Source organism: Chlamydia gallinacea 08-1274/3 (genome assembly GCF_000471025.2).
In the GTDB taxonomy this organism is placed as follows: domain Bacteria; phylum Chlamydiota; class Chlamydiia; order Chlamydiales; family Chlamydiaceae; genus Chlamydia; species Chlamydia gallinacea.
Genome location: NZ_CP015840.1, coordinates 398,523 through 411,671, shown reverse-complemented (window position 1 = coordinate 411,671; position 13,149 = coordinate 398,523). Strand labels below are relative to the sequence as shown.

Genomic DNA, 13,149 nt, shown 5'->3' with positions numbered 1-13,149 from the left:
ACATATTAATTGTTTATAAAGGGAAAAGAAATGGTATCTTATTTTTTGAGAACCGCTATTAATATTTATAGTTTTTTAATTTTAGTGTATATTTTAGCTTCTTGGATTCCCGAATGCCGGCACATGTCCTGGTATCGGTATGTTTATAGGTTAGTAGATCCGTATTTAGCTTTGTTTAGAAGATTTATTCCTCGAATTGGTTTTATTGATATTAGTCCCTTGGTTGCTCTCTTTTGTTTAGAAGCCGTTCCTTTTATTGTGATACGAATCCTACGGTTTGTGGTTATTCATATTTTTTAGTCTTCATGGCGTCTTCAATATATATAAAAAATCTTTGTCTTCGTTCTCCTGTAGTTTATGCTCCTTTAGCAGGATTTTCAGATTATCCTTATAGAAGAATGTCTTCCATATACCATCCTGCTTTGATGTTTTGCGAAATGGTCAAGGTGGAAGGACTTCACTATTCTCCCTTGAGAACATTAAAATTACTAACCTATTCTGAAGATATGCGTCCGATAGGGGGACAGCTATGCGGGAGTTGCCCTAAAATGGCCGGGGAAGCTGCTAAAATGTTAGAGGATTTAGGTTTCGATATCATTGATTTAAACTGTGGGTGTCCTACAGATAGGATTACTAAGGATGGTAGTGGATCTGGTTTGTTGAAATCCCCGTCGCTCATAGGGAAAATAATAGAGAAAATTACTACATCTGTGTCTCTTCCTATTACTGTAAAAATACGCTCGGGATGGGATGAACGTAGTATTAATGTTGAAGAAACTGTCCGTATTATTAAAGAGGCAGGGGCGAGTGCTGTTTTTGTACATGGAAGAACGCGAGCTCAAGGTTATGTAGGAGTAAGTAATTGGGAGTATATAAAACGGGCAAAAATTGCTGCAGGCTCCGATTTTCCTGTATTTGGGAATGGCGATGTTTTTTCTCCAGAAGCAGCCAAACATATGTTAGAAACCACGAAATGTGACGGCGTGCTTATTGCTCGAGGAACCATGGGGGCTCCTTGGATTGCTCAGCAAGTGCAGGACTATCTTACAACAGGCACCTACCGACACATTTCTTTTTCTCAAAGGAAACACGCCTTGATGCAACATTTACAGTGGGTGGATGAGTACTATCAAAGTGAAGCGAAGCTTTTGATGGAAACACGAAAATTATGTGGTCACTACTTAAAATCCGCTTTTAATGTACGTTTATTGCGTTCTGCACTATCTAAAGCTACTACAGCACAAGAGGTATATCAACTTATCGATTCTTATGAAGAATCAGATGAATAGGATTAGGATTCATTTATTTTAAGTAAGTGTTCGCTTAATAGCTTAGGTAATTGAAACATGTCAATAGGCTCGGATCCAATAATTTTTTGAAGTTTATCATCAGGAATTAGTCGTTTTTTATTCATTGGATCCTGAAGATGGGACTTTTTAATATATTCCCATATCTTTTTGGTAGCCTCTCCACGTGTTATGGGTTCTTCACCAAGGATTTGTGCTAATTCTGGAGAAGGTCTAAGCAAAGAACCTTTGCGTGAAGAAGTTTCTTTCTTTTTCTTTGTAGTATTTTTGGCTTTATTTTTATTGTTTTTCTCTAGTGTTTTTTTCTTTGTAGTTTTCTTTTCATAGGGAGTCTTTTCTGTTCCCGTGTATTTGCTAATTACCGCATCTATGGTATTGCCAATCACGCTACAATTGGGATACTCCGAACATGAATAAAATGTTTTATTGTATCGTGAGCGCTTTTTCAAAATTTTCCCCGAACATCCAATAGCGGGGCAAGGGATAGCTTCTTCTTCTTCGATTTCCTCTCCTTTTTTATGCAAGGTAATTGTACCACGACATTTGGGGTAATTTAAGCATCCTAAAAATGTACCAAAACGCCCATGACGGATTTTCATTGGTCCGTGACATACAGGACAAGGACTATCCCAAGCTGTTGCTTCAGCATAATCATCTTTATTAAAGGTTAGCTCTTCTTCCGAAGTTTTAAAGTCACATTCCGGATATTCTGAACATCCGTAGAAATAGCGGTTTTTAGCCCAGATTTTTACGAGTTTTCCTTTATGGCACGCTGAACAGGGGATATCTGTCACGATACGGGGAATCACAGCTTCTTTTTCTACTTTGGTTACCACAGGAAAGAACTGATCCCAAAACTCTTTAAGAAGCAATTTCCAAGATTTTTTATTGTCAGCAATCAATTCTAGTTCATCTTCCATGAATGCTGTGAAGCCAATATCCATAATGTTAGGGAAGTTAGTTTCTAGAAATTGTGAAATAATTTTCCCTAATTCGGTAGGATGTAAACGTTGGTTTTCTTTAATTGTATATTCACGATTCTGAATTTTATTCATTATCGTTGCATAAGTTGAAGGACGGCCTATACCAGATTTTTCTAGCTCTTTAATTAAAGAAGCCTCTGTAAATCTTGGCAGTGGCTTGGTAAATGCTTGCTCGGCAGTAACTTGAATTTTTTCCAAAATGTCTTGGGCATGTAATTGAGGAAGTAAAGGATTATCTTCTTGGCTAGGATCATCATCGTGTTTTTCTTCATATACAACGAGAAAACCACGGAATTTTAATACAGAACCCGAGGCACGTAAATCGATTTTCTCATTTGTGGAAATCGTTAATGTTAATGTATCATAGATCGCTGGATTCATTTGTGAAGCAACGAAGCGTTTCCAAATCAGAGAATATAATTTAAACTGTTCATCGGATAATTTGTTTTGTAGTTTATCAGGGGATAGCCGGATATCTGTAGGACGAATGGCTTCGTGAGCATCTTGTGTCATTTTTTTTGTGGAAAAGAGATTTGGAGCCTGAGGTAAATACTCTAGTCCAAATGTTGTTTGAATATAGTTTCGAACTGTTGCTAAAGCTTCAGGATCAGTACGCGTAGAGTCCGTACGCATATAAGTGATTAATCCTGTTGCGTCTTCATTGTCTAGTTCTACACCTTCATATAAAGTTTGAGCAATGGACATAGTTCGGGATGAGGAAAATCTAAAATGTCGACTAGCTTCTTGTTGGAGTGTAGATGTAATAAATGGGGGAGAGGCATGACGGCGCTTTTCTTTTGCTTCTACGCGTGTTACGCGATACGAAGCATTTTCCAAACGTTGCACATAGTATTCGGCTTTCTCTTTTGAATTAATTAATAGAATTTCCTCTGGGTTTTTTCCTTTAGGAAGTTCTTTTTCCCATTTTTTCCCATCAGCAGCATATAAATGTGCCCAGAACGTTTTTTCTGTTAGTGCATCTTGGAGAAGAACACGAATGTTCCAATATTCTGTAGGGATAAAAGTTTCTATAGCTTTTTCTCGATCCACAACAAGTTTTAATGCTACAGATTGCACACGTCCGGCAGATATTCCCGATCGCTGTTGCAGTTTACGACTTAAAATAGGGGAAATCTTATAGCCCACGATACGATCTAATAGGCGCCGGGCTTGTTGAGCATTAACTAAAGCCATGTCAATAGGTCTTGGATGTTTTAGGGCTTCAGTAACAGCATTTTTTGTAATGGCATTAAAAGCAATGCGCTGTATTTTCGTATGTTTGGGGAGTTGCTGGGCAATATGCCAGGCTATAGCTTCTCCTTCTCTATCGGGGTCGGGAGATAGATAAACAACATCACAACTTTCAGCTAACTTACGAATGTGATTAATCACTTCTTGTTTATCAGGGAGAACACGGTAAATAGGCTCGAAGTCATGATTAATATCGATGCCAAATTCTTTAGCAGGAAGATCAACCACATGTCCTAGTGATGAAGCGAAAATAAAACTTTTCCCTAAGAGCTTCTGTAGAGTTTTAATTTTAGCTGGGGATTCCACTACGATTAAGGACTTTTTCATTAACTTAATGGCGAACTCCGCGCTTGCACTCGGAGAAAAACGCCCTCTCCTTTTTTATTGTTTTTGTGCCTATCTAAAACAATTCTCATGCAGCCATCTAGTATTTATTGCAAGTTTTCTACCAAAATTACTACTTTATCGTCGAATAGGTAAAAAGAATTTTCAGACAGAGTTTCTCTCGAAAAAGAGTTTTTCCCAATCTAAAGAAATTATTCTCTTGTTTTTCTGGGACTTGTGATGAAGAGATAACCTGAAAAGTATGTCTTTCAAATTCTTTAAATTAAAGATTTCCTAAGGCCTTGCATGTCCTAATGGTTATTCAGTATAAGGTAGATTCTTTTCAAGGGAATAATGTAATACTTAAAGAATACGAGTCCTAAAAACTTATATAAAAAGAGAGGCGTCATTAGTTTTTTTGAAATTTATTACACGGTTTATTAGATAAAGAATGGTCACAATGTGAAAAAATTAGAGTTCTTAATTCCTCAAAAATCTTTAGATGATGATTTGCTTAATTTGAATAAGCAAGGGATTATTGCAGGTCCTGAAGAATTAAAACCTCCCTTTTTATATCGTGCTGAGGAAATCTTAGAAAATGCTCCGGAGCATCCTACGGCATTTCCTTCGAGACTTCAAGAAATGTTTGATATTAACCCGACACATTTGGAAGTCATTTATTCTAATGAAGGTATGGATGTATGGGAAGCAGGATGTACATGGATAGCAAACAATCAAGTTACAATTCAACTTCGCGCACATTTACGTAAAGCCGCACGGTGGTTTTGCATATATTCTAAAGAAGAAATCCTTGCACATGAAGCTGTGCATGCCGTGCGTATGAAATTTTATGAACCTATGTTTGAAGAAGTTTTAGCGTATCAAACATCCCTTTTTGTTTGGAGAAGATTTCTTGGCCCATTGTTTCGTTCTCCAGGTGAAAGTTATTGTTTGTTCTTTTTTGTTCTTTTAGGTTTAGGCATTACTTTTTGGGCTCCAGTACTAGGATTACTTTGTCTTCTTGCCACTCCTATATATTTTGGTGCGCGATTGTGCATAGTTCAGCGTTATTTGTATCGAGCTAAGAAAAAGATTCGTAAGATGTTAGGCATTCCTCCTTTATGGGTTTTACTGAGACTCACTGATGCGGAAATTCGTATGTTTGCCTCCCAGCCTATTCCTGTTCTTGAGCACTATGCTAGAGAACAAAAATTAAAGAGCGTGCGTTGGCAGCAAATTTATATTTCTTATTTTGCTTAATTCTAATTGTAAATCCGCTTTACATGTTTGTTTCGTTTATGTGCAGGTAGAATATTTAATTGTGCTCGGTACTTAGCTACTGTACGTCGTGCGCAAGGTATACCATGTTCTGCAATTCTTTGACTAATATCTGCGTCGGATAAAGGAGAAGTTTCAGATGCTATCCATTGATGAATCCACTGTAAAATCATTTCTTTAGATTGAGATGTATTATTAACAGCAGACTGAGGGAATAAATACTTTAAAGGAAAAATTCCTTGAGGAGTGGCAATAGTTTTATTTTCTATAGCGCGGAATAAAGTAGATTGGTGGTAGGGAAGCTCATTCGCTAAAGCTTTTACAGAAAACGCTTGAGGTGCAGAAGTTCTCCCGAGAAGAAAATTTTCTTGGTAAGGAAGCATTTTTTCAACAATAGCACAGAGTAATTGTTCTCGTTTTTTTAAGTTTTTGATTAGCCATTTTGCAGAAAGAATTTGGTGTTTTAGATTTTTTTTTTCTTGTTTTGGGAGCTGTTCATAAATATGTAAAATCGAGGAGTCGATTTTAATTGGGGGTAAACCTCGAGAGCTAATACGAATCTCCCAACTACCTTCTACATATTTAAGATACACATCGGGAAGAGCTGGCTGAGAGGCTACAGAAGATGTATAGCCAGAAGCAGGAGCCCAAGGAATGGATGCTAACGCATTTTTTAAAGATTCAAGGAGGTAGTTAGGAGAACAGCGAAATTTTTTCGCTAGATGAAAAAAATCGCAATTCCTTAGGGCAGAGTAGTGCTCCTTGATCAGAGTATAAGCCAGTGTGTGGTGAGAATCTTTCAAAAGGAATAACCAGTAGTCTTGTAGAGAAGATGAAGCTATCCCTAAGGGGTGGAAATATTGAATTTTAGTTTGTATACGAGAAATTTCTTCTATAGTTACTTCTAGTTGTAGTGCCAACTCTTGAAGAGGAAGTAACAATAAACCTTGCTCGGACAGATTTCCTATAATGTGTTGAGCGATATAGATATCTTTAGGATCATCAAAAGCATGTTGTATTTGAGTACATAAATGTGACAAAAGAGACTCAGGACGCGATACTTCTATAGAAGGCAAGGACAGACAGGGCGACCAATCCTCTTCTTCTAAAGAGCAAAGGTCAAAACAAGGGTTATGTATAATTTGTTGCAAGACATAGGAAGATAATTCAGTAATGGGAAATTGAAGCATATGCAATCCTTGTTGCATACGCAATGAGGGTAAGTATTTTAAAGAAAGTTTTTGTTCTTGCCGAAACATACTTACTTAATGTACTTGCACCCAGCAATCTTTAGGAAGTTCTGAGAGGAATCGGCTAGGCCTCATGATACGAACTGCATTCCAAAGAAAACGTGTTTGTGCTGCGGTTAGATAAAGGAGATCTTTAGCTCGAGTAATTCCTACGTAGCATAAGCGACGTTCTTCTTCAAGATTTTCATAAATGTTATTTGAATTTGCATGGGGAAAGAGTTTTTCTTCCAAACCTACAATGAAGGCGATACGAAATTCGAGTCCTTTACCATTATGAATAGTCATGAGATTAACACGGTCTTCAGTTACTAGAATTTCTTCAGTGGAACTTTTTAATGCTAGGTCATCTAAGAATGCTTCTAAAGAAGGATCAGAATTTTGTTCCCATTCAAAAGTTTTTGCAACAAGTGCGTCAAGATTACTTTTTCTGTCCTCATACGTATCAGGGTCTTCTTGTTGTAATATGTGGAGATATTCAGTGATGCGTATAGTAGCTATGACAAACTCACTTAATGAGAGGGTTGCTTGAGCATCTTCTAAAAGTTTAAAGGTATGTACATACTGCCTTAATCCTTCGCTTTGTTTTTTGGAAAGTTTAATGCTTTGAGTTTCTAAAACCTGCGTGCATGCCTTTAGGATGGGGAGGTTATTGCTTAAGGCATAATCAATTAATGCTGATATCGCTGTTGGGCCTATACCTCGTTTGGGTAATTGGATCGTCCTTTCAAAAGCGATGACATCGTGTTTTGAGACTAACATTCTAAGAAAAGAGAGAATATCTTGGATTTCTTTACGTTTGTAAAAGGAAATGCCTCCAAAAATTTCATAGGGAACCCGGTGACGCAGCAAAGCATCTTCAAAAGTACGGGATTGGCTGTTCGTGCGATAAAAGATACAGATATCTTGCAAGGGAATCTGAGATTGCCTATGTAAACGGGAGATTTCATTAACAACAAATTCTGCTTCATCTCGATCTGTTTTTCCAAGGAAAACACGGATTTTTTCTCCTGGACCTTTGACACTATGCAGATTTTTAGGGAGTCTTGATGTGTTATTTTGAATCAACGTATTCGCTGCATGTAAAATATTTGCACAACTACGGTAATTATCTTCTAAATATATGATCTGCGCTTGAGGATAATCTTTCTCAAAATTTAAAATATTATGAATGTTTGCTCCGCGCCAAGAATAAATAGATTGGTCAGGATCTCCTACAGCAAAGATGTTTTGGTATTTCTTTGCTAGCGTTAGTGCCATTATATATTGTGCGTGATTTGTATCTTGGTATTCATCAATAAGTAATGCTTTCCATAATTCACTGTATTCTGCTTTTGCTTCTGGGTAATCTTGAAACAGTTTCACTGAAAGAAAAAGAAGATCATCAAAATCAACAGCATTTGCTTCTTGCAAACGTTGTTGGTATTCTTTGTAAATAGGTATTATCGGGTGAATGTAATCCTCAGGATTGAGATCTTCAGGTAGGAGTAAACGATTTTTTGCTTGAGAAATTGCGTGTTGGACTTGATTGCTCAGCGCTTTTTTTAAGTTCATTTTTTGTAAGCATTGTTTGAGCAGCTTGTCCGCATCTCCTTGATCGTAAATGATAAAGTTATTGTCTCTATTAAGTAGATGAATGGATCTACGCAAAATAAATACTGCTAAGCTGTGGAATGTACACACCATGGGAATATTTTCACCTCGGACTTTTGAGCATAAATGTATAACGCGTTCTCTAAGTTCTCTAGCGGCTTTATTTGTAAAAGTAACAGCGAGAATTTCTTTAGGAGAGATGCCTTCATTAATGAGGTGGAGAATACGGTGAGTAACGACACGAGTTTTCCCAGCTCCGGCTCCTGCTAAAACAAGAATAGGACTAAGAGGAGCCGTGACAGCATTCCTTTGGGCTTGGTTTAATTCTGAAGTTAACATAAAATTTATCCTGATTGTTAGTTTTTCCCTATTAAGGATTAGGATCACAACTAAGTCATTATGGAATAATCAAACGGATGGTTTATGCAAGACGCATTTACTATGGATCAGCTTCCTATGTCTTGGCAAGTACAGCTTAAGGATACTTGGTCCCAACCTTATATGTATCAGCTTAAAGAATTTTTACTATCAGAATATTCTCAAACTACTATATACCCAGCTAAAGAAAATATTTTTGCAGCCTTAAAAAGTACACCATTTGACTCAGTACGCATTGTGATTCTTGGGCAAGATCCCTACCCTGGAGAAGGACAGGCGCATGGACTCAGTTTTAGCGTCCCTACAGGAGTACGTCTTCCTCCTTCGCTCGTCAATATTTTCCGTGAATTACATACCGATTTAGGGATTGAAAATACTACAGGTTGTTTACAGTCTTGGGCAGACCAAGGAGTTTTATTATTAAATACTGTATTAACTGTTCGTGCGGGATCTCCTTTTTCTCATGCAGGCCGGGGATGGGAATATTTTACAGATGCCATTATTACGAAGCTTATTGAAAATCGATCGCATATTATTTTTGTTTTATGGGGAAGTGCAGCAAGGAAAAAATGCAATTTATTGTTTCGCTCTTCTCATAAACATGCCATTTTAGCTGCTCCTCATCCTTCTCCTTTATCGGCACATCGTGGTTTTTTTGGGTGTTCGCACTTTTCAAAAATTAATTACCTGCTTAAAAAGCTAAATAAACCTATGATTAACTGGAAGCTCCCATGAATGAAGGTATTCAAACAGTATCTTTTAGTAAGACTCATAGATTGACAGCGAAGTCAACAGTAAGTTTGGAAATGCCTACAGCTACACAAAAACTGCAAAAAAACGAAGGCATGCCAGAAGCAGCACGTCTTGAAGCTGATTTTTTGCGTGCTGAAGCTTTACTGGCTGAAATGCGAGAAATTCGTGGTTGTTTAGAACATTCATTACAAAATTTAACTCCTAAAGACTAAGGAAGATTCAAGTAAATTTTGCAAATAAGGAGTAAGTTTTTGTAAAGCCTTGGCTCTATGAGAAACTTGATTTTTTACTTCTTCAGATAGTTCAGCAAATGTGTGTTTATAATCATATTTTAGAAATAAAGAATCATAGCCAAATCCTGAAGAACCTTTTTCTTGGTGGCTAATGTAGCCTTCACAAATTCCTCGAGCTTTAAAAAATTGCCCTTGGGGAGATGCTAAAACAATACAGCATTCAAAATAAGCTGAGCGATCAACAATACTTTCTAAATGCTGCATTTGTTTTAACAGATGTTTACAGTGGTCTTTATCTGTAGCATTTTCTCCAGCGAATGTGGCTGAAAGTTTTCCTGGTAACCCATGGAGAGCGGGAACCATAAGCATGGTATCGTCAGCAATAACCCACGAGTGCAATTCTTGTGCAGCGTGGAGACCTTTGGCTAGGGCATTTTCTTCGGGAAACGATCCTGTTTCTTTGGGAGCGCAGTAGTCAGGGAAATCCGTTAATGAAAAAATATCAAAATCTCCTATGTGTTTTAAAAAAGCCTTAGTTTCTCTTATTTTATAACCGTGAGAACTGGCGATGACTATTTTCATGGATTTCTCCTATGCAAGGGGAAAATGACATTGTTTTATGAAATTATATACATAATTCAATCAATATAAATTTTTTTAGTATACATAATTATCAAAATAGTTGCATTCCTAGTGTAATTAACATGGGTATTTGAAGATTTTTTTTTGGAAAAGCTTCTATTCTTATGGATGAGTAAAATTGTGGTAGATAGTTACGCAGAATCCTATGAAAATAACTAGAGTATGTTTGTTATTTACCTTAATTTTCCCCTCTTGGGGATTTTCTCAGGTTTTAGTCGGCTTAGATCGTGTTTTTGAAGAAGAGGTTTATCTATCTTGGTTACAGGGAAAGACGATTACATTAGTTTCTCATCATGCTGCGATTAACCGTGAAGGAAAAGATGCATTGACTATTTTCCAAGAAAATAAAGATCGATGTTCTTTATGTGTTCTTGGTACTTTAGAACACGGCTATTATGGCGCATCTCCTGCAGGCTCTCCAGGGGTTGTTCCAGAAGATCCTGGCTTGCGTACGGTATCCTTATATGGATTAAAAGAAATTCCTGAAGATGTTGTTCACGATAGCGATGTTCTTGTCTACGATGTACAAGATATAGGAGTGCGTTCCTATACATTTATTCTCACGTTATTGCAACTGGTCTGTACTGCAGAAAAGTATAAGAAGACGTTAATTATCTTGGATCGTCCTAATCCCATGGGAGGGAAGGTAATTGATGGACCTATGCCTCTTTCTTACTCAGTGGGTAATCCAGAGATTCCTTACTGTTATGGTATGACTCCTGGAGAACTTGCTTTGTTCTATAAAGCGAAATATGCTTCTCATGCAGATGTTCGCGTGGTTCCTATGCAAGGGTGGAAGCGTTCCATGACCTTTGCTCAAACCGGATTGCGTTGGATTCCCACGAGCCCACAGATTCCAGATGCAGAAACAACATTTTTTTATGCTACTACAGGAGTAATAGGGGCGTTGTCTATAACAAGCATAGGCATAGGCTATACTTTGCCGTTCCGATTGATTGGTGCACCTTGGATGGATGGAAAGTTAGTTGCTCAAAAGCTCAATGAAGCGCAATTACCTGGAATTTCTTTTTATCCCTTTTATTATGAGCCCTTTTTTGGAAAGTATAAAATGGAGTGTTGCTCAGGAGTTTTACTGTTGTTAGAAAATCCAGAGCAATTTTTGCCTATGGAGACCCAATGTACTATTTTAAGCATATTAAAAGCCTTATATCCGGAACAAGTACGCATGGCTTTGAAGGCAGTCAAGAAACTTCCTCAACGCTATGAAGCAATTTCTCGTTATCTAGGAGAAGAAAAATTTATGCAAATCTGTTGCAATGATCAGTATGTTCTTTGGCCATTAAAGCAATTATGCTTAGAAGGGAGACAAAAGTTTCGTATTGTTCGTAAACCGTTTTTACTTCCTGAATATGGAGAGGAATAATGTTATACTTGCACGTTTGACAGGAATTTTTCTTATTTTCTATAAGATGGCTTCACAGGGTAGTCGACTCCCTGTAGAGGTATCGTGTCTAGAGTATTTAAAAGTCATTTAGATGGACTAAGTGCATTGTATCGCGGTGTGAGGGCCTTAGCGAATGCTACGGTAACTACTTTAGGTCCTCAAGGTGCTCATGTTGTCATCAAAAAAGAACGTTCACATCCCTACATTACGAAACACGGGGCTTCAATAGCTAAGGAACTCCAGTTGTCTGATGCATTTGAAAATATGGGCTTGAAACTTGCTAGAGAAGTTGCTCTACAGACAGATATGCATGTAGGTGATGGATCAACAACAGCAATTGTTTTAACAGAATCTTTATTTGCTTTAGGTTTGCAGGGTATTGCTCGTGGTTTAGACCCTTTAGAAATCAAGCAAGGCATCGTTCTTGCTGGAGATAAAATCTTAGAAGAATTAACAAAGCTCGCACTTCCTGTACAGACGTCTAAAGATGTTGTTTCTGTCGCAACTACGGCAGCAAATAATGATCCAATGTTAGGGCAGCTAGCTGCTGATGTTATTGCGAACATAGGGATAGAGGGAGAATATTTTATAGAAAAAAGCCCGACACTTCAAACTACGATACATACATGTGTTTCTTTGGGATTACATTCAGGGTACCTATCTTCCTATTTTGTTACTCATCCTGAAACCATGGAAGTTATTTATGAAGATGCTTACGTGCTTTTATGTAATCAGACTCTTTCTTATGCAAATCAGGATTTTATTTGTTTTTTAGAGAAGGTTGCTCAAGAAAAAAAACTTCCTTTAATTATTGTTGCTGCAAATATTGATCCCCAATTGCTATCAGTTTTAATTGTAAATAAACTTAAAGGTTCTTTTCCTTTGTGTGCTATAACCATCCCGGAACAGGGAGAGATGTGTAAGCAAATTTTGGAGGACATTACTGTTGTTACGGGAGCAACTCTTATTGATAGTTTTTTAGGAATGTCTTTAAGTACTGCGGATATAACTGTTCTCGGGAAGGTAGAGAAAGTAATTATTTCTGAAAAGAAAACAGCTTTTTTCCATGGTTTGGGAGAGAGCACGATTATTGCAGAGCATATTGCTCATGTGCATCAACAAATACAAAGCAATCCTTCAAAAGAAGAGCGTGTGATTTTAGAAAAACGCTTATCGCGATTGAGTGGGAAAAAAATACGAGTTTCTTTAGGTTCTACAACAGAAGATGAATTTAAAGAAAAAAAAATACACTTGATTCATGCTTTGCAAGCAGTAAAGGCAGCATGCCGCGAAGGCTATCTTCCCGGAGGTGGTGTTGCTTTATTTCGAGCTGCTGAGCGTATCCAAGTTCCTGAGAAGATATCCCCGGGAGTCGCTTATGGTTATACATGTCTGATACAATCCATGAGAGCTCCTTTCACAGCTATGATCACAAATTGTGGGAAACTTCCAACGACACTTTTAGATACTTTAATAGAGCATCCGGACCCTTGTTTTGGCTATAACGGGATGACGCATGCGGTAGAAAATGTTATTTCTTCTGGAATATGCGATGCTTTTTCTGTGGTGAAATTTGTTTTGAAATACTCTATTTCTATAGCATGTTTACTTTTGACAAGTTCATTATTTATTGTAGACTCTTCCGGTGAAGTTCAAGACGGGTCTCTTGGAGATACTTCTGCCCAGAGAGAAGAGTAGATCTGTGTTATACTATCTTTTTGATTTTGAAGGTTTTTTTCAAAGAGAAGGAGAAAG

11 protein-coding genes are annotated in these 13,149 nt (G+C 37.4%); 7 read left to right on the top strand and 4 right to left on the bottom strand.

Annotation, left to right across the window (positions count from 1 at the left end; genetic code table 11):
- The first annotated feature begins 30 nt into the window (after window positions 1-30).
- Both M787_RS01800 and dusB read left to right on the top strand, forming a co-directional pair.
- Window positions 31-300 (top strand): YggT family protein, encoded by a 270-nt coding sequence (locus tag M787_RS01800; RefSeq protein WP_021828755.1) that lies wholly within the window; start codon window positions 31-33, stop codon window positions 298-300.
- Window positions 301-305: 5 nt separating this feature from the next.
- Entirely contained in the window at window positions 306-1,289 is a 984-nt protein-coding gene (gene dusB / locus M787_RS01795) for a tRNA dihydrouridine synthase DusB (RefSeq protein ID WP_021828754.1), read from the top strand.
- 2 nt (window positions 1,290-1,291) lie between these two features.
- On the opposite strand, the gene topA is transcribed toward dusB, so the two are convergent.
- A complete protein-coding gene (topA, locus tag M787_RS01790) occupies window positions 1,292-3,868 on the bottom strand; it encodes a type I DNA topoisomerase (protein ID WP_021828753.1) in 2,577 nt (858 codons plus the stop codon).
- A gap of 459 nt (window positions 3,869-4,327) precedes the next feature.
- On the opposite strand from topA, the gene M787_RS01780 reads away from it, so the two are divergent.
- Window positions 4,328-5,125, top strand: a complete 798-nt coding sequence (locus M787_RS01780) for a hypothetical protein (protein WP_021828752.1) — start codon at window positions 4,328-4,330, stop codon at window positions 5,123-5,125.
- Between the two features lie 2 nt (window positions 5,126-5,127).
- Here M787_RS01780 and rpoN read toward each other — a convergent pair whose 3' ends face one another.
- Both rpoN and M787_RS01770 read right to left on the bottom strand, forming a co-directional pair.
- Window positions 5,128-6,402, bottom strand: coding sequence for an RNA polymerase factor sigma-54 (gene rpoN / locus M787_RS01775; protein WP_021828751.1), 1,275 nt, complete (start codon window positions 6,400-6,402; stop codon window positions 5,128-5,130).
- A gap of 6 nt (window positions 6,403-6,408) precedes the next feature.
- Window positions 6,409-8,322: an ATP-dependent helicase gene (locus M787_RS01770; RefSeq protein WP_021828750.1), complete on the bottom strand. Its 1,914-nt coding sequence runs from the start codon at window positions 8,320-8,322 to the stop codon at window positions 6,409-6,411.
- 84 nt (window positions 8,323-8,406) lie between these two features.
- Here M787_RS01770 and ung point away from each other — a divergent pair, with 84 nt between their 5' ends.
- Complete coding sequence (gene ung, locus M787_RS01765) at window positions 8,407-9,096, top strand: uracil-DNA glycosylase (RefSeq protein WP_021828749.1); 690 nt, start codon at window positions 8,407-8,409, stop codon at window positions 9,094-9,096.
- Entirely contained in the window at window positions 9,093-9,326 is a 234-nt protein-coding gene (locus tag M787_RS01760; protein WP_021828748.1) for a hypothetical protein, read from the top strand. Before ung ends, M787_RS01760 begins: the two co-directional genes overlap by 4 nt.
- Here the strand turns inward: M787_RS01760 and rdgB are convergent.
- A complete protein-coding gene (gene rdgB / locus M787_RS01755; RefSeq protein WP_021828747.1) occupies window positions 9,309-9,929 on the bottom strand; it encodes an RdgB/HAM1 family non-canonical purine NTP pyrophosphatase in 621 nt (206 codons plus the stop codon). The genes M787_RS01760 and rdgB overlap by 18 nt on opposite strands.
- 205 nt (window positions 9,930-10,134) lie before the next feature.
- On the opposite strand from rdgB, the gene M787_RS01750 reads away from it, so the two are divergent.
- Both M787_RS01750 and groEL read left to right on the top strand, forming a co-directional pair.
- Window positions 10,135-11,373 carry a DUF1343 domain-containing protein gene (locus M787_RS01750; RefSeq protein WP_021828746.1) on the top strand — a complete coding sequence of 413 codons (1,239 nt, stop codon included), beginning with the start codon at window positions 10,135-10,137 and terminating at the stop codon, window positions 11,371-11,373.
- Window positions 11,374-11,457: 84 nt separating this feature from the next.
- A complete protein-coding gene (gene groEL / locus M787_RS01745; protein ID WP_021828745.1) occupies window positions 11,458-13,092 on the top strand; it encodes a chaperonin GroEL in 1,635 nt (544 codons plus the stop codon).
- Window positions 13,093-13,149: the final 57 nt, after the last annotated feature.

Excerpts from the sequence above, each read along its gene's own strand:
- M787_RS01770 (WP_021828750.1), bottom strand. The coding sequence starts at position 8,322 with ATGTTAACTTCAGAATTAAACCAAGCCCAAAGGAATGCTGTCACGGCT.
- M787_RS01750 (WP_021828746.1), top strand. The coding sequence starts at position 10,135 with ATGAAAATAACTAGAGTATGTTTGTTATTTACCTTAATTTTCCCCTCT.
- rpoN (WP_021828751.1), bottom strand. The coding sequence starts at position 6,402 with ATGTTTCGGCAAGAACAAAAACTTTCTTTAAAATACTTACCCTCATTG.
- ung (WP_021828749.1), top strand. The coding sequence starts at position 8,407 with ATGCAAGACGCATTTACTATGGATCAGCTTCCTATGTCTTGGCAAGTA.
- topA (WP_021828753.1), bottom strand. The coding sequence starts at position 3,868 with ATGAAAAAGTCCTTAATCGTAGTGGAATCCCCAGCTAAAATTAAAACT.
- M787_RS01800 (WP_021828755.1), top strand. The coding sequence starts at position 31 with ATGGTATCTTATTTTTTGAGAACCGCTATTAATATTTATAGTTTTTTA.
- M787_RS01760 (WP_021828748.1), top strand. The coding sequence starts at position 9,093 with ATGAATGAAGGTATTCAAACAGTATCTTTTAGTAAGACTCATAGATTG.
- rdgB (WP_021828747.1), bottom strand. The coding sequence starts at position 9,929 with ATGAAAATAGTCATCGCCAGTTCTCACGGTTATAAAATAAGAGAAACT.
- dusB (WP_021828754.1), top strand. The coding sequence starts at position 306 with ATGGCGTCTTCAATATATATAAAAAATCTTTGTCTTCGTTCTCCTGTA.